Raw genomic sequence first — 16,084 nt, 5'->3', positions numbered from 1 at the left:
CACCTGCCACCGCAACACCCGCTGCCACCGGCACTCCGGCACTGCCCAGCCGCACACCTGCCACCGCAACACCCGCTGCCACCGGCACTCCGGCACTGCCCAGCCGCACACCTGCCACCGCAACACCCGCTGCCACCGGCACTCCGGCACCGTCCCGCCACGCAAATCCCGCGCCAGGACTGGCTGTGAGCGGCAGGCGCGCGTTCTCCGGCCGCGTGAGCCGTGCCCGTACCGGCCGCGTGATGCCTCCGGGCAGCACAGTTTCCGGCTCGGCAGCCGAGCGCAGGACCGCGCCAACCCTCGCACCGCGGCAGCGCAGCGCGCGCGTCGGCACCACCGCCCGAGCGACAACCACCGCCCGGACAAACACCCCCCGGACAACCACCACCCGAACGACAACCACCACCCGGACAATCACCACCCGAACAACAAACACCACCGGGGAGGCGCCGTGAACATCGTGGCTCAAGTGTTCGCCGGGGTGGCCGCCGCGTTGCACGTGCTCGTCTTCGCGTGGGAGGCGCTGCTCTTCCGGCGGCCCGCGGTGCACTGGGGCGTCTTCCGCATCCGCAGCGAAGACGTGCCCGCCGTGCTGTTGTGGTCGTTCGGGCAGGGCTTCTACAACCTGTTCCTCGCCGCCGGGACGGTCATCGGGCTCATCGCCGTCAACACCGGCCAGACCGAGGCCGGGCGCGCGCTCGTGTACTACACGTGTGGCTTCATGATCCTCTCCTCCCTCGTGCTGCTCGTTTCCGACCGGATGGCGCTCGGCCGCGAGAAGGGCGCCGGGCTCGGCGGAGTGGCCGCGCAGGCCCTGCCGCCGATCGGCGCGCTGCTCGCGGTCGCGATCGCGGGGTGACCGTCAGCCGTGGTGCACCGCCTCCACGTTGTGCCCGTCGGGGTCCCGCAGGAACACCGCGTAGTAGCCCGGGTGGTACTCGGGCCACTCGCGGGGCGCGTGCAGCACCTCGACACCCGCCTCGACGGCCGCGGCGTGCACGGCGTCGACCGCGTCCCGTCCCGGCGCGCGGAAGGCCACGTGCAGCTCCCGGGTTTCCGCACCGCCCGCAGAACTCAGCCAGAAGTCGGGATTGCCGTCCGGCCCGGCCATCCCCACCACCACACTGTCGCCCGCGGGAAAACGCATCGCCTCCCGCAACCCGATCGGCCCGAACACGCGCTGATACAGGGCGGCGGACGCCTCGACGTCGGCCACCTGAACTCCGAGATGATCCAGCATGCGCGAAGGCTAACCGGCACCACCGACAATTTCCGGCCCCCACGTTCCGGACACCCGCTAAGTCCACAATAGACAGAACATGAAACCCGGAATAACCGTGGTAGCGTTCCTCCATGGGGGAAAATTCACAAACACTGCAGTCCGTCTCGAACGCATTGCGCCTCGTGCTGCTGCTGCGCGCCCAAGCGGACGTCGGGGTGACGGACGCCGCGCGACACCTCGGTGTCGGTCCGTCCACGGCACACCGCCTGCTGACCACCTTGCAGCAACACGGCTTCGCCGAACAGACCCACGGCGGCCGCCGCTACCGCATCGGCCCGTCGATGACCATGTCCAGCGAGACGCAGGCGGTCGAGCACTGCCTGGAAGTCGCGTACCCGTTCATGCAGCAGCTGCGCGACGAATCGCGGGAGACCGTGCACATCTCGGTGCTGGCCGGCGCGCGGGTGAAGTTCGTCGCCGCCGTCGAATCGCCGCTGCTGATGCGCGTCGCGAGCCGGGTCGGCCTGAGCATGCCGGCGCACGCGTCCGCCGCGGGCAAGGTGCTGCTCGCCGAACTCACCGACGACGAGCTGACCGAGCTGTACCCGGACGAGGAACTGGCCGGCGCGACCGACGCCGGCCTCCACACCCGCACCGCACTCCGCGCGGAGCTGGCGCACGTGCGGGCCGAGGGCTTCGGGCGCAACACCGGCGAGTCCGAGGAGGGCCTGGCCGCGCTCGCGGTGCCCATCCCGCGCGCGACCGGCCGCGTGCTGTGCAGCCTCGCGCTCACCGGTCCCCTGTTCCGGTTCAACCCCGATCCGGCGGCCGGCGTTTCGCCGCGTGAGCTGGAGCTGACGACCATGCTGCGGCACGCCGCGGCGCAGATCGCGAAGCAGCTCGTCTACTGAGGGGCACAATGGGCAGGGACCAGAGAGGGGGCGCCATGCCCGACGAAACCACGCCCGAGGGCGACTACACCGAATCCGGCGTGCCGAGCTTCGACTTCGTGCGCGACCGCATCGAGAACCGCTACGCGACGGCCCTCGGCTCGACCGAACTGGCCGGGGAGACCCCGGAGGCGGCCTCGTTCGACGAGAAGATGGCCGACCGCGACCGCGCCGCACGCGACAAGCTGGAGGAGATCCGCCGCTCGATGCGCGGGGAGTGAGCTCAGGGCTTCTGCCAGACCGAGACGTGCTTGCGGCTCTCCCCGGTGAACGGCTCGCGCGCCCAGTCCGCCCACCGCTCCCGCAGGCGCATCCCGGCCAGCTCGGCCATCAAGTCGAGCTCCGAGGGCCAGACGTAGCGGAACGGGATCGACCGGAAGGCGCCGCGGCCGCCGGTCACGTCGACGTAGTTGGAGCTCATCGCCTGCGTGGCCACGTCGTACACGTCGTAGGCCCAGCTCGACGCGCCGACGTGGAACGGCACGACGGTCTGGCCGGGCGGGAGCTGCCGCAGCGCGGGCACCCCGACCTCGATCACGAAACACCCGCCCGGCCGGAGGTGCGCCGCGGCGTTGCGGAAGCACGCGACCTGGTCGGTCTGGGTGGTCAGGTTCATGATCGTGTTGAAGACCAGGTAGGCGACCGAGAACTCCCCCGGCACCCTGGTCGTGGTGAAGTCGCCGATCGTCACGCCGACCGCGTCGCCACCCGGCTTCGCGCGCAGGCGGGCCACCATGGCGCGGGAGAGGTCGATGCCGTGCACCGGCACGCCACGCGCGGCGAGCGGCAGCGCGATCCGGCCGGTGCCGATGCCCAGTTCTAGGGCCGCGCCGTCGCCGGCGAGTTCGGCCACGAACCGGGCGGCCGACTCGACCGCGGCGGACTCGAACTCCGGGCCCTCCGACTGGTCGTACGTCGCGGCGACGTCCTCGCCGAAGTAGCCGTCGTCCATGGGCGGACCGTAGCGCGGGGCCGCGCGGCGGGGCGCGTCATTTTCCACCGAGGAACTCGTCGAGCACCTTCGCCGTCGCCTCGGCGGGGATGCCGTGCCCGGCGCCGCCGGGGACCTCGGCGTACCTCGCCCGGGCGAGGTGCGTGGGCAGCGCCCGGGCGGCTTCGCGCAGGCCGGGCCAAGTCTCGCTGCCGCTGAGGACGAGGACGTCCAGGTCGAGAGCACGCATGGCCGCGGTGGGCAGGTTCGGCGCGGCGGTGAGCGTGGCGTCGTAGACCAGGCTCTGCGCGACGGCCTCCAGCTGCGGCCACATCGGGGAGCGCCGGATCTGCTCGACCGCCTCCGGCGGCAGCCCGATGCCCTCGATCTGCATCGTCGCGACGGCGTCACCGCGCCTGCCGTCGCCGATCAGCGCGGCGAGCTTCCCCGCCAGGTCCCGGGCCGAGCCGGCCAGACCGCCGAGCGCGAACGGCGGCTCGTAGAGCGCGACGCGGGTGATCGCCGCACCGGCGGCCGCCGCGTGCAGCGCGAGGATGCCACCCGAGGAGAAGCCGAACACCGCGGCAGGCCCGCCCTCGGCCGCGAGCACGGCGTTCAGGTCCTCGACCTCGCGCTCGACCCGGTAGGTCGCGGCCTGGTGTGGCGGAATGGCGTCGCCACTGTCCCCGCGCCCCCGCCGGTCGACGCACACGACGGTGTACCGGTCGCGCAACACCGCCGCGACGGGAGCGCACGCCGTGCGGTCGTTGAAGGCGCCGCCGAGGAACACGACGAGCGGCCCGCTGCCGTCCCGCTCGTAGGCGATGCGCGTCCCGTCCGCCGAGGTCACCGTGTGCATGCCGTCCTCCTTCACCGGGGTTTCAGTGTGCCGACGAACGGGCTCGCGGCGGGAGGACATCCGGGAAGCCGAACCGCCGCACCAGTGTCGGCTCGCCGAAGACGGTGATCTTCGCGATGCCCGTGGGGGTTACCGTGAGGACCGCGAGGCCGAACGCGCGGTGCGCGCCGTCGGTGAGGCGGTACGTCACCGCCGCCGGCTGGTCGTTCGCCGTGGTCGGCAGCATGCGCCACTCGCCCGGCTTGCCGATCACGGCGGGAGTCCTGAGGAACGGCAGGCAGGTGCGGCGGCCGGCGAACCACGTCGGCGAGCCGACCACCTCCAGCTCGGCGTCCTGGCGCAGCGCGCGTTCCAGCAGCGCGACATCGGACTTCTCGAACGCCGCCATGTACTGCTCCAGCAACGCGCGTGCCTCGGGCGCGGACGGCTCCGCCAGCTCCTCCGGCGCGGCCACCTCCGCCAGGCTCGCCCGGGCCCGTTGCAACGCGCTCTTCACCGCCGCGACGGTCAGCCCGAGCATCCCGGCGACCTCGGCGGCCGGGAACGCCAGCACGTCCCGCAGGATCAGCACCGCCCGCTGCCGCGGTGGCAGCACCTGCAGGCTCGCGATCAGCGCCAGCCGCACGCCCTCCCGCGACTCGGCCGCCGCCGCGGGGTCCACCGGGATCGGCTGCAGCCACGCCACTCCCGGCGCCTCGCCGGGCGGCGCGGCCGGGTCGTCCGACGGCGGCGCCAGGCCGGACGGCAGCACCCGCCGCCCCCGGCCGCGCAACGCCGTCAGGCATGCGTTCGTCGCGATCCGGTACAGCCAGGTGCGCACCGACGCCCGCCCCTCGAACGCGCCGAACGACCGCCACGCGCGCAGGTAGGTCTCCTGCACCAGGTCCTCGGCGTCGTCGAGCGACCCGAGCATCCGGTAGCAGTGCGCCAGCAACTCGGCGCGGAACGGCTCCGCCACGCGAGCGAAGCCGTCCTCGGTGGTTCCCACGTCAAGCACTCTGCCTCACCTCGGCCGGCGGGAAGAGGTTCACCTTCTCGGGGAAGATCCGCACCACCACGCGCTCGGCGTCCGGCTCCGGCGGCGGCTCCTGCCCGCCCATGTACAGCCGGTACATGACCACCGGCAGTTCCTTCCCCGGATCGGCGGTGATCTCCACCCGGCCGCGCACCTCCGCGTAGTGGCCGGTCACCCTGGACACCACGAGCACGCTGAGCCGCGGATCGCGCTCCAGGTTGCGGGTCTTGCGGCGGCCGCGAAGCGTGCTGAACACGATCGTGCCGTCGTCCTCGCACTTGACGAAGACGACCGACGACTGGGGACGGCCGTCGGGGTTGCTGGTCGAGACGATCGCGAAGTGGGGTCCGCCGACGAGGCGGCGGACGGTTTCGGGCAGTGTCATACCGGTACCGACTCGCGGGCGGCCGGAAAGGAATCGGTCTTCAGCGCACCGTCATGCGCACACCCTCGGCCAGCCGGTACGGGCGCGTGTCCACCAGCGCGCCCAGCAGCCGCCGCAGGCGCGAGACCTCCGCGCGCACCGTGACGACGTGCTCGGCGTCGCCGTACAGCGCGCGGCTCAGCGCCTCCGCCGACAGCCCGGCCGGCCCGGCGCGGTGCAGCAGCACGAGGATCTCCGCGTGGCGGCGGGTCACCTTGCGCCGCCAGCCGGTGTCGCCGCCCTGCAGCGTCAGCAGCGGGGTGTGCGTGAGGTCGAGGTCGAGCGTCACCCGCCGGTCGGGTCCGGCCGGGCGGATCAGCCAGCCCTCGGCCAGCCGTTCGGGCAGGCACGCGCCGAGCCCGGGCACCGCGATCGGCTCGCCCGCGGACGGCGCGGCGATGCGGTCGCCCACCGACACCCCGGCGCCCGCCGCGACCCAGCCGTGGTCGTCGACCAGCAGGGCGGGCCCGGTGGCCAGCAGTGGCTCGCCCACCTGGCGCAACCGGTCGAGCCGCCGCTGGTGCCAGCGCCAGATCTGCGCCTCGGTGAGCCTCCGGCCGGTCTCCACCAGCGCCCCGATGGCCGGGTGCAGCGTCAGCGCGGGGCCGCTCACGTCGATCACCCCGAGCAGTTCGCCGGTGCGGGGGTCGTGCACCGGCGACGCCGTGCAGTACCACGGGTGCTGGTTCTGCTCGAAGTGCTCGCCCGCGAGCAGTTCGACCGGGGCGGCCTCGGCCAGCGCGGTGCCGATCGCGTTGGTGCCGACGCGCTCCTCGGTCCACTCCGCGCCCTCGAAGAACCCGAGGTCGTCGGCGCGGCGGCGGACGCGGGACGTGCCCTCGCGCCACAGGATGACGCCGTCGGCGTCGGTGACGACCAGCAGCACGTGCGGCATCCCGCCGAGCACCTGCTTGAGGTCGCCGACCGCGTCCCGCAGCGGCGAGTTCTCCCGCCGCCTGGCCAGCTCGTCCTCGCTCAGCCAGTCGCGGGTGTTGAGCCCGTCGGCCTTCAGCCCGAGCCCGATGACCCGTTCCCAGGACCGGGACACGACGTCGCGCGGGCGCAGCGGCGGACGGCCGCCCGCGATCACGGCGTCGTGCATGCGGACCAGGTCGCGGGCGTAGGCGGGCAGGCTGCAGCCAGGCGGGACTGCGCCGGGCACGCTCACGGTCCACCTCCGCACCACTGCGTCGACGATCGAGCATAGGTGCCGCTCACGCGCTCGCCAAGGCGTGCAATTCGCTGCAACCGTTGCCGGTCACCCGACCGGCGGGCTGTGATCGGAGTTACATCCCCAATGGCGAGGAGGAGTGGCGATGACACAGACGATCGACCGGGAGGCGCCGGCGCGGTCGCCGCAGGCGCGCGTCGACGCCTGGCTGGAGCGGTTCGAAGCCGCGCTGGCCGCCCGCGACGTCGAGGCGGCGGCGGGCATGTTCGCGGTCGACAGCTTCTGGCGCGACCTGGTGGCGTTCACCTGGAACATCAAGACCGTCGAAGGCCGCGAAGGCGTCGCCGACATGCTGTCCGCCTGCCTGGACGGCACGGATCCGTCCGGTTTCCGCACCACCGAGACCCCGACCGAGGCCGACGGGGTCGTCGAGGCGTGGCTGGAGTTCGAGACCGCCACCGGCCGCGGCAAGGGCCACCTCCGGCTCACCGACGAGGGCGCCTGGACGTTCCTGACCAGCCTGCGCGAGCTGAAGGGCTTCGAGGAACCGCAACGCGAACGCCGCCCGAAGGGTGTGCGGCACGGCGTCATCCGGGGACGCCGGGTGTGGGCCGAGGAACGCGAGCTGGAGAAGAAGGAGCTCGGGTACGAGCGCCAGCCCTACGTGGTGGTGATCGGCGGCGGGCAGGGCGGCATCGCCCTCGGCGCGCGGCTGCGGCAGCTCGGGGTGCCGGCGCTGGTCGTGGACCGCCACGAACGTCCCGGCGACCAGTGGCGCAAGCGCTACAAGAGCCTGTGCCTGCACGACCCGGTCTGGTACGACCACCTGCCCTACCTGCCGTTCCCGGAGAACTGGCCGGTGTTCGCGCCGAAGGACAAGATCGCGGACTGGCTGGAGATGTACACCCGCGTGATGGACGTGTCGTACTGGACGCGGTCGGAGGTGAAGTCCGCGTCCTACGACGAGGACACGGCACAGTGGACGGTCACCGTCGACCGTGCGGGTGAAACCGTGGTGCTGACGCCGAAACAGCTCGTGTTCGCCACCGGCATGTCGGGCAAGCCGAACATCCCCTCGTTCCCCGGGATGGACGTCTTCGAGGGCGACCAGCACCACTCTTCGCAGCACCCGGGCCCGGACGCCTACGCCGGCAAGAAGGCCGTGGTGGTCGGCTCGAACAACTCCGCGCACGACATCTGCGCGGCGCTGTGGGAGCACGGCGCGGACGTCACGATGGTGCAGCGGTCCTCCACGCACGTGGTGAAGTCGGACTCGCTGATGGAGATCGGCCTCGGCGACCTGTACTCCGAGCGCGCGGTGGCCGGCGGCATGACCACCGACAAGGCCGACATGGTGTTCGCGTCGCTGCCCTACCGGATCATGCACCAGTTCCAGATCCCGGTGTACCAGCAGATCAAGCAGCGCGACGCGGACTTCTACGACCGCCTGGAGAAGGCCGGTTTCCTGCACGACTGGGGCGACGACGGCTCCGGCCTGTTCATGAAGTACCTGCGGCGCGGCTCCGGCTACTACATCGACGTCGGCGCCTCCGAGCTCGTCGCGAACGGCGACATCAAACTGGTGCGCGGCCAGGTCGACCACCTGACGCGCAACGCCGTGGTGCTCGCCGACGGCACCGAACTGGAGGCCGACCTGGTGGTGTACGCGACCGGGTACGGGTCGATGAACGGGTGGGTCGCCGACATCGCCGGGCAGGAGATGGCCGACCGGGTCGGCAAGTGCTGGGGCCTCGGCTCGGGGACGACGAAGGACCCCGGCCCGTGGGAGGGCGAGCAGCGGAACATGTGGAAGCCGACCCAGCAGCCGGGGTTGTGGTTCCACGGCGGGAACCTGCACCAGTCGCGGCACTACTCGCTGTACCTGGCGCTGCAGCTGAAGGCCCGGTACGAGGGCATCCCGACGCCGGTGTACGGGCTGCAGGAGGTGCACCACCTGTCGTGACGCTTCCGGGGCCCGGCCGTCGACGGGGCGGCCGGGCCCCGGGTTCCACCTACGCGAAGGCGTTCACCCCGGTCAGCTCCGCGGACAGCGCCCACAGGCGCGCGGCCTGCTCCGGGTCGGTGGCGTAGTCGCGGACGCCGAGGAACATCGCCGGGCGGCCAGGGCCGGACGGGAGCGGCTCACCCGAGGCGGGCCCGGCGATGTCGCAGTCCTCGCAGTACACGCCGCCCATCCCGGCCAGTGCCGGGGAGGTCGCGGCCCACACCTGCGTCGCGGCGCCCTGCTCGGGGGTCTTGAACCAGTCGGCGACCGGGGTGCCGTTCTCGTCGACCCAGCCGTTCGCGATCTGCTCCGCGAGCGGGATGTGCCGTTGCAGCGGGGTCAGGATGCTGCCCGGGTGCACCGAGAACGCCCGCACACCCGACGGCTTCCCCAGCTCGTCCAGGTGCACCGCGAACAACGCGTTCGCGGTCTTCGCCTGCCCGTAGGCCTGCCACTTGTCGTACCCGCGCTCGAACCACAGGTCGTCCCAGCGGATGCCGGAGAAGTGGTGGCCGCGCGAGGACACCGACACGATTCGCGCGCCCGGCGCGATCGCCGGCCACAGGCGGTTCACCAGCGCGAAGTGGCCGAGGTGGTTGGTGGCGAACTGCGCCTCCCAGCCGGGGCCGACGCGTGTCTCCGGGCAGGCCATGATCGCGGCGCTGTCGATCACGATGTCGATGCGCCGGCCGGAGGCCAGGAACCGCCCGGCGAAGTCCCGCACGCTGTCCAGGTCGCCCAGGTCCAGCTCGTCGACCTCGGCGAGGTCGCCCAGTGCCGCCTTGGCCGCGTCCGGCCGGCGGGCCGGGACGACGACGTGCGCGCCCGCGCCTGCCAGCGCGCGGGTGGTCTCCAGGCCGAGGCCGGAGTAGCCGCCGGTGACGATCGCGAGCCTGCCGGAGAGGTCGATCCCGCGCAGGACCTCCGAGGCGGTGGTCGACGCGCCGAAGCCGGATCCGATGGGGTGCTGTGCCGTGGTCATGGCGGCGACGCTAGGTGCTGGAGCGCGCTCCAGGTCAAACCTGGATCGGGGACTTGACTGAATCTACAGTCCGAGCTACACATATGACTGTCAGCGGTGTGGACGCAGGACCTCCCCCGGGAGTGATTCGCGATGCCGGACGTGCTGGAGCAGCTCGGGTTCGCCGACCTGGTGTGCGACGACCCGGACTGGCTGCGGGACGAGTTCGCCGCGATCATCGACGCCAACTTCGGCGAAACCTCGCGCCCGCGGCCGGAACCGCCCCGGATGCCGCTGCCCGAACCGGCCGGTCGCCCGGCCCGCGCCGCACGGACCTCCCAGCTCTGGCAGCGACAGCGCTCGCCTCCGCGCTCGTGAAAACCCGTTGGCCCGCGACGAAAGGAGGGACGACACCCGGAACATCCGCGATCTCTTCCTGAGCCCCGCCGCCCCTGCGGCGGGGCACTTCACGTCTCAGCCGAGCACGATCGGCACCAGCAGCACGGCGACGTAGTAGGCCATGAACTGCACACCGGAGGTCATGCCGAGCATCCGGTTCGCCAGGCCGCCGACCGCGCCGACCGTCAGGCTCACCGCGAGCGCGAGCGGCCCGCCCTCGTACCAGGCCACCACGGCGATCAGCGCCACGAACGCGCCGATCAGCGCCTCGTGGCTGATCCGCCGCGCGACCCAGCCGCTGGCGGCCCGCGCGTAGCGCATCGCGAACGGGTACACGACCAGCCCGGCGATGACCACGCCGATCAGGCTGAACACCAGGAACTGCCACGAGCTGAGCAGGGTGTGCAGGTTGTGCACGCCCCCGTCCGGCCCCTTGACCGTGTAGACCGGCGGCGCGTTGAACAACGCGGCCGCGGGACCCGCGGCGACCGGGCTCAGCGGCAGGCCGAACGCGACGAGCGGGATGAGCGTCTCGGCCAGGTAGGTCGACTCCGTGGTGCCGTTCTTGACCGCCATCAGGGTGGTCAGCCTGCGGTACGGGTGCTTGATCCGGGACCCGGTGATCTCGCCGGCGAGCACCGTCGCGGCGACCGGGCTGAGCATGAACGTGGTCGAGGTGACCCCGGCCGCGGCGGCCGTCGCCGCCGTCTGCCTGCCGTCCAGGATCCGCAGCGGGTTGGGGATCCACCGCCGTCCGGTGCCGCCGTCCGGCGCGAGCCAGAACGGGCGCGGCCCGGTGCGTTCCAGGGTGCGCCGCCCGCTGCGGGACGACGCGATCAGCAGGTCCACCACGAGCGGCCCGATCGCGATGCCGAGGAAGAAGCTGATCGACAGGCTCTTGTCGAGCTGGTCGGTGGCGACCGTGTTGAGCCCGGTCACCAGCAGCGCGAACGGCACGATCGCGGCGACGCTGGCCCACCGGCCCGGCGAGAAGTAGCCGACGAAGATCGCGGCCGCGCCGAACACGAACGGCGCCACCGTCTTGATCGGGCCGGCCAGCGGGGCGAGCAGGGACGCCACGCCGACCGCGACCGGCACCGCGATCAGCGCGGCGACGAGCCCGCCCGCCAGTGCTTTGCGCAGCGCGATGTGCGGGGCGCCGAGGCGGCGCAAGGCGGTCGCGTCGTCGAGCAGCGGCACCGCGGTCGTGTCGCCCGGAATGCCCAGCAGCGTGGTGGGGATCGCGTGGGTCATGTGCTTGCTGACCGCTCCGGCGATGAAGAACGTCAGCACCCCGGCCGGCGGCACGCCGAGCAGCACGACAAGCAGCGTGACCGGCGCGAGAGTGGAGGTCTCGTCGGTGCCGGAGACCAGTCCGATCGCCGCGAAGACGACGGCGCCGAGCAGGCCCATGCCCAGGGCCCACAACAGGTCCGGGGTCATGCCCGCACCTCCTGCGCGGTCTCCCGGACCAGGCCGAGCTCGGTCATTTCGGCCCGCACGCGCGGCGGCAGCCCGGCGAAGGACTCGGCGGTGCCGCCCATGCGCTCCAGCTCGGCGATGGCGGCTTCCCGGTCCGCGGCCTGCTCGGCGCCGAACGTCCGCTTCGGGCGGAACAGCCGGGCGCACACGGCCGCGCCGAGCACGCACGCGGCCAGCCCGGCCAGCAGCGCGTAACCGCCGGCCAGCGACGGCGTGTCGACCAGCGCGCCGAACAGCGCCTTCGCGCCGAGGAAGACCGGCAGGCCGGCGGCCACGCAGATCACGATGGACGCGGCCAGGTGCCGTAGGTCGACGGCGTCGTTCCAGACGACGACGTAGGGCTTCTCGTCGTTGAGTGCCAAGGCTTTCTCCGTTGGGTCAGGCGCCGGTGAGCGCGCGCAGGGTGCGGGACGGGCTGGGCCGGCCCAGGTGCCCGGCGAGCCAGGCGCTGGTTTCGGCGAGTTTGGTCAGGTCGACACCGGTGTGGATGCCGAGCCCGTCGAGCTGCCACAGCAGGTCCTCGGTGGCGAGGTTGCCGGTGGCGCTCTTGGCGAACGGGCAGCCGCCGAGGCCGCCCGCCGAGGCGTCGACAGTGGTGACGCCGCGCTGCAGGGCGGCGAGGGTGTTCGCCAGCGCCTGCCCGTAGGTGTCGTGGAAGTGCACCGCGATCCGGTCGAGCGGGACGCCCGCGGCGACGAGCCCGTCGAGCAGCGCGACGACCCGGCCGGGCGTGGCGACGCCGATCGTGTCGCCGAGGCTGAGCTCGGTGCAGCCCAGGTTGAACAGCCGGGTGGCGACCGCGATCACCTGGGGCAGCGGGACTTCGCCCTGCCACGGGTCGCCCCAGCACATCGACAGGTAGCCGCGCACGTTCAGCCCGGCCTCGCGAGCACGGGCCACGACCGGCGCGAACACCTCCAGCGACTCGCCGACGGACCGGTTGAGGTTGGCCCTGGCGAAGCCTTCCGTGGCCGAGGCGAACACCGCGATGTCGGTGACGCCGAGGTCCAGTGCCCGCGCCAGGCCGCGCTGGTTGGGCACCAGCACCGGGTAGCGCACGCCGGGACGGCGGTCCAGGCGGCGCAGGACCTCCTCGGCGTCCGCCAGCTGCGGCACCCGGTCCGGGCGGACCAGGCTGGTGGTCTCGATGACGGTGTGCCCGGCGTCGGCGAGCCGTTCCACCAGCTCGACCTTCACCGCGGCGGGCACGAGCGCGGGCTCGTTCTGCAGCCCGTCGCGCGGGCCCACTTCCCAGATCGTCACCGCGGACGGCAGCCCGGGCAGCCGGTCGACGGTCATGACCGGCTCTTCGCCCGCAGCTCGGCGAGGACCTTCTCGGCGTGGTCGGCACGGACCTTGCGGTCGGCGACCAGCCGCGCGACGACCGCGGGCACCTCCGCGGCGGTCGCGCCGACGGTCGTGGCGATGTTGCGGGCGTGCAGCGACATGTGCCCGCGCTGGATGCCCTCGGTGGCCAGCGCCCGCACCGCGGCGAAGTTCTGCGCGAGCCCGACCGCGGTGATGATCTCGGCCAGCTCGGCGGCGGTCCGCACGCCGAGCAGGGCGACCGCGGCCTGCGCGACCGGGTGCACGCGCGTGGCGCCGCCGACGAGCCCGACCGGCATCGGCAGTTCCAGCGTACCGACCACGTTGCCGTCGGCGTCCTTTTCGAAGCGGGACAACGAGGTGTACTGCCCGGACGTGGAGACGGCGTGCGAGTGGGCGCCCGCCTCGACCGCGCGGGTGTCATTGCCGGTGGCGAGCACGACCGCGCTGATGCCGTTCATGATCCCCTTGTTGTGGGTCGCGGCGCGGTAGGGATCGGCTTCGGCGAGCGCGGCGGCGTGCACGATGTCGTCCACCACCGCGGGCCCACCGAGGGTTTCGGCGTCGAACACCGCGCGGGCCCGGGACAGCCGCAGATCGGCCTTGTTGGTCAGGATCCGCAGCAGCGGACGGCCGCCGGCGATCTCCCCGGCGCGTGCGGCGACCGCCTCGGCCATGGTGTTCACGGCGTTGGCGCCCATCGCGTCGCGGACGTCGACCTGCAGGTGCGCGACGACGTAGGTGCCGGCGCGGGAGTGCACCAGCCGCACCGCGACGTCCCGGACGCCGCCGCCGAACTCGACCAGCTTCTCGTCCTGTGCGTTGGCCAGCTCGACCAGCTCGTCGCAGGCCTCCAGCAGGCGGACGCGGCCGGCCTCGGGGTCGGCGACGCCGACGATCTGCACCTGCGCCTGCATGATCGGCGCGGTCGAGGAGGTCCGGAACCCGCCGTGCACGCGGGCGATCTTGGCGGCGTTACTGGCGGCGGCGACCACCGAGGCCTCCTCGGTCGCCATCGGGACCAGCACCTCGGCGCCGTTGACCACGAAGTTCGTCGCCACCCCCAGCGGCACGCCAAGGATGCCGACGACGTTCTCGATCATGTGGTCGGCCGCGCTCGCGTCGAGCCCCCGCGCGGGGTCGAACGCCGCGATCCGCGCCGGGTCGAGCCCGGCCGCCTCGGCGACGGACTTGCGCCGGGCCTCGACGGGGAGGTCCCGGAGTCCCTGGATACGACTGGTGCGCGCCATAGCGCCCCTTCCACTTCCGTGTGGCTGCGTGACGACCCAGGACGCTAGCTCCGCGTCCGGGCAGCGGGAATGGACCGTCCGTCCACTCCGGGGGGTGCAACTATGGACGTTCAGCAAGGCGGGCGAGCCGGACGGCGACACTGAGCCGGAACAGCCGGTCGGGCTCCTGCCAGTCCTCCCCCAGCAGCTCGCCGGCGCGTTCCAGCCGCTGCAGCACGGTGTTCTTGTGCACGTGCAGGGCGCGGCCGGTGGCGACCGGGCTCATCCGGTTGTCCAGGTAGGCGGCGAGAGTGGGCAACAGGGTGCCGGCGTGCTCGGCATCCCAGTCCAGGACCGGTCCGAGGACCCGGCGCACGAACGCGGCGACGCGCTCCTCGCCGGGGCCGAACAGCGCCGTGTAGGGCAGGTACTCGTCGGTGGTGAGGGCCGCGTCGGACAGGCCGAGCGCGGGCAGGACGCGCACGCACGCGGCGGCCTGTTCGACGGGTTCACGCAGGTCGTCCCCGGCGACGGCGCCCACGGCCAGCACCGGGACGGCCAGCGACCGGGCGACGGCGGCGTGCACGGTCCGCGCCGCGGCGGCCGGGTCCTCGCCCGCGGTCAGGACGACGACGTGGTCGGCGTGCTCACCGATCAGGTCACCGGTGCCGCGCAGGGCACGGGCCGCCTGGCGGCGCAGGTCGGCGGGGACCGCGACGACCACGAGCGAGCGCAGGGCCGCCAGCCGGATGCCGCGGGCGCGGGCCCGCGCGGCGGCGCCCGCGCGGCGGTCCGCGTCGGCCGAGAGCAGGTCGGCGAGCAGGTCCCCGCGCACGCGCTGCTCCGCCTCGGCCAGGGCGTCCTGCTTGAGGCTGAGCAGGGCGGTGATCTGCGCGGCGCGCTCGGCGGTGCGGAACTCGACCGGCCCGAACTCGACGGCCCCCTGCTCCAGCAACAACGCGCCGAGCAGCGTCGGCCCCGCCACGACAGCGACCGCGAAGGTGTGATCGCCCGCCGGGACGCACCGCCCGCTGCGCCGGCTCTGCTCGACGGCCGCCCGCACGCCGCCGTCCAGGTGACCGGTGTCGAGCAGCGTGACGCGGCACCGCAGCGCCCGGCCGAGCGCCCCGGCCACCTCGGTCGCGTCACCGCCCTGGAGGACGAGCGCGGTGAGGTCGCCGTGCACCTCGCTCGCGCGTTCCATCGCCTCCACGTGGCGGGCCAGCTCACCGTAGGCGCGGCGGGTTTCCTCGGCGGCGGCGTTGGCGCGGGCCAGCAGCCGGGCGGTCTGCAGCACGACGGCCGCATGGTCGGCGAACGCGGACAGCAGCGAGATCTCCTCGGGGGAGAACGCGTGCTCGACGCGGTTGGCGGCGAACAGCACCCCGATGACCTCGTCCCCGGCCAGCAGCGGGACCCCGAGCAGCGAGACGAGTCCCTCCACGGCGACGGTCTCGTCGATGCGGTCGTCGTGCGGCGCCTGGGTCATCGCGTCGTACCGCGCGGTCCAGCACGGGCGGCGGCTCTCGACCACCTGGCTGGCCAAGCCCATCCCCGGCGGCACGCGCAGGCCGGGGAACGACGGCGCGACCGTGCCGAGCGTCGTGCGCACCCGCAGCTCCCGGCTGCCGACGTCGAACTCCGAGAGGTAGGTGACGTCGGTTCCGACGAGGTCGTGGGCCCGTTCGACCAGCCGGGCCAGCAGCTCGTCGACGTCGCGCAGCTCGGCCAGCTCCCTGGCGGAGGAGAACAGGGCGGCGAGCTCCTGCCCGCGGCGGCGGAGGCGGTCCGAGGTCGCGCGCAGGCGCCGGACGCCGGACGTGATCCGCTCGGCGTCGGCGGGGCCGAGGCCGTCCAGCAGCGGCGCGACGTCGGTGTCCTGCTCGGCGGCTTCGAGAAGGCCGACGACGGCGGCGACGGACAGGCTCATGGATCACCTCGTGGACCGGACGACCACCTTGGGACGGTGGGGGTGGACCCACCGTACATGCGCCTGAGTCCGCTTTGGACTCGGCACCGGGGCCGCTCGACCATTGCGGCAAGGGTGCGGTCATTCCCTTCCTGCACACGCATGTCGCCGGGCAAGTGCGCCCGGATTCGCCTGCCTGGC

At 73.0% G+C, this 16,084-nt stretch carries 17 protein-coding genes; 5 read left to right on the top strand and 12 right to left on the bottom strand.

What is annotated here, in order from left to right; all coding sequences use genetic code 11:
* The first annotated feature begins 451 nt into the window (after positions 1-451).
* The gene (locus ABZ215_RS13145; RefSeq protein ID WP_354949636.1) at positions 452-859 is read left to right on the top strand and encodes a DUF1304 domain-containing protein; all 408 of its coding nucleotides are present in this window, start codon (positions 452-454) and stop codon (positions 857-859) included.
* A 3-nt stretch (positions 860-862) separates the two neighbouring features.
* On the opposite strand, the gene ABZ215_RS13140 is transcribed toward ABZ215_RS13145, so the two are convergent.
* Positions 863-1,240 carry a VOC family protein gene (locus ABZ215_RS13140; RefSeq protein ID WP_026153251.1) on the bottom strand — a complete coding sequence of 126 codons (378 nt, stop codon included), beginning with the start codon at positions 1,238-1,240 and terminating at the stop codon, positions 863-865.
* A gap of 113 nt (positions 1,241-1,353) precedes the next feature.
* Here ABZ215_RS13140 and ABZ215_RS13135 point away from each other — a divergent pair, with 113 nt between their 5' ends.
* Together ABZ215_RS13135 and ABZ215_RS13130 are read left to right on the top strand one after the other, a co-directional pair.
* Positions 1,354-2,133: an IclR family transcriptional regulator gene (locus ABZ215_RS13135; protein WP_354949635.1), complete on the top strand. Its 780-nt coding sequence runs from the start codon at positions 1,354-1,356 to the stop codon at positions 2,131-2,133.
* A 35-nt stretch (positions 2,134-2,168) separates the two neighbouring features.
* On the top strand, positions 2,169-2,393 hold the full coding sequence (locus ABZ215_RS13130; protein ID WP_020422626.1) for a hypothetical protein: 225 nt from the start codon (positions 2,169-2,171) through the stop codon (positions 2,391-2,393).
* A gap of 2 nt (positions 2,394-2,395) precedes the next feature.
* Here ABZ215_RS13130 and ABZ215_RS13125 read toward each other — a convergent pair whose 3' ends face one another.
* Genes ABZ215_RS13125 through ABZ215_RS13105 form a run of 5 tightly spaced genes read right to left on the bottom strand, consistent with a single transcriptional unit; the run spans position 2,396 to position 6,569 of the window.
* A complete protein-coding gene (locus ABZ215_RS13125) occupies positions 2,396-3,124 on the bottom strand; it encodes a class I SAM-dependent methyltransferase (RefSeq protein WP_354949634.1) in 729 nt (242 codons plus the stop codon).
* A gap of 37 nt (positions 3,125-3,161) precedes the next feature.
* Entirely contained in the window at positions 3,162-3,962 is an 801-nt protein-coding gene (locus tag ABZ215_RS13120) for an alpha/beta hydrolase (protein ID WP_354949633.1), read from the bottom strand.
* Positions 3,963-3,984: 22 nt separating this feature from the next.
* The gene (locus ABZ215_RS13115) at positions 3,985-4,950 is read right to left on the bottom strand and encodes an RNA polymerase subunit sigma-70 (RefSeq protein WP_354949632.1); all 966 of its coding nucleotides are present in this window, start codon (positions 4,948-4,950) and stop codon (positions 3,985-3,987) included.
* A gap of 1 nt (position 4,951) precedes the next feature.
* Positions 4,952-5,362 (bottom strand): PPOX class F420-dependent oxidoreductase, encoded by a 411-nt coding sequence (locus tag ABZ215_RS13110; protein ID WP_354949631.1) that lies wholly within the window; start codon positions 5,360-5,362, stop codon positions 4,952-4,954.
* Positions 5,363-5,402: 40 nt separating this feature from the next.
* Complete coding sequence (locus ABZ215_RS13105) at positions 5,403-6,569, bottom strand: transcriptional regulator (RefSeq protein ID WP_354712865.1); 1,167 nt, start codon at positions 6,567-6,569, stop codon at positions 5,403-5,405.
* Between the two features lie 148 nt (positions 6,570-6,717).
* Between ABZ215_RS13105 and ABZ215_RS13100 the strand changes: the two genes are divergently transcribed.
* Positions 6,718-8,535 carry an NAD(P)/FAD-dependent oxidoreductase gene (locus tag ABZ215_RS13100; protein ID WP_354949630.1) on the top strand — a complete coding sequence of 606 codons (1,818 nt, stop codon included), beginning with the start codon at positions 6,718-6,720 and terminating at the stop codon, positions 8,533-8,535.
* Positions 8,536-8,584: 49 nt separating this feature from the next.
* On the opposite strand, the gene ABZ215_RS13095 is transcribed toward ABZ215_RS13100, so the two are convergent.
* Positions 8,585-9,559, bottom strand: coding sequence for an SDR family NAD(P)-dependent oxidoreductase (locus ABZ215_RS13095; RefSeq protein WP_354712866.1), 975 nt, complete (start codon positions 9,557-9,559; stop codon positions 8,585-8,587).
* 132 nt (positions 9,560-9,691) lie between these two features.
* On the opposite strand from ABZ215_RS13095, the gene ABZ215_RS13090 reads away from it, so the two are divergent.
* Positions 9,692-9,916 carry a hypothetical protein gene (locus ABZ215_RS13090; protein WP_354949629.1) on the top strand — a complete coding sequence of 75 codons (225 nt, stop codon included), beginning with the start codon at positions 9,692-9,694 and terminating at the stop codon, positions 9,914-9,916.
* Positions 9,917-10,012: 96 nt separating this feature from the next.
* On the opposite strand, the gene ABZ215_RS13085 is transcribed toward ABZ215_RS13090, so the two are convergent.
* From ABZ215_RS13085 to ABZ215_RS13065, 5 genes are read right to left on the bottom strand one after another with little or no spacing between them, the layout of a single operon-like run.
* On the bottom strand, positions 10,013-11,380 hold the full coding sequence (locus ABZ215_RS13085; RefSeq protein ID WP_020422635.1) for a tripartite tricarboxylate transporter permease: 1,368 nt from the start codon (positions 11,378-11,380) through the stop codon (positions 10,013-10,015).
* Positions 11,377-11,781, bottom strand: coding sequence for a hypothetical protein (locus tag ABZ215_RS13080; RefSeq protein WP_020422636.1), 405 nt, complete (start codon positions 11,779-11,781; stop codon positions 11,377-11,379). Before ABZ215_RS13080 ends, ABZ215_RS13085 begins: the two co-directional genes overlap by 4 nt.
* 16 nt (positions 11,782-11,797) lie before the next feature.
* Entirely contained in the window at positions 11,798-12,718 is a 921-nt protein-coding gene (locus tag ABZ215_RS13075; protein ID WP_020422637.1) for a hydroxymethylglutaryl-CoA lyase, read from the bottom strand.
* Positions 12,715-14,136: a hydroxymethylglutaryl-CoA reductase, degradative gene (locus tag ABZ215_RS13070; RefSeq protein WP_354949628.1), complete on the bottom strand. Its 1,422-nt coding sequence runs from the start codon at positions 14,134-14,136 to the stop codon at positions 12,715-12,717. The genes ABZ215_RS13075 and ABZ215_RS13070 overlap by 4 nt, the downstream gene beginning before the upstream one ends.
* On the bottom strand, positions 14,096-15,904 hold the full coding sequence (locus tag ABZ215_RS13065; RefSeq protein WP_354949627.1) for a helix-turn-helix domain-containing protein: 1,809 nt from the start codon (positions 15,902-15,904) through the stop codon (positions 14,096-14,098). Before ABZ215_RS13065 ends, ABZ215_RS13070 begins: the two co-directional genes overlap by 41 nt.
* Positions 15,905-16,084: the final 180 nt, after the last annotated feature.

It is taken from the genome of Amycolatopsis sp. NPDC006131 (assembly GCF_040614175.1).
Taxonomy (GTDB): domain Bacteria; phylum Actinomycetota; class Actinomycetes; order Mycobacteriales; family Pseudonocardiaceae; genus Amycolatopsis_E; species Amycolatopsis_E tucumanensis.
The sequence above is the reverse complement of the archived record's forward strand: the minus strand, read 5'-3'. Positions and strand labels throughout refer to the sequence as shown.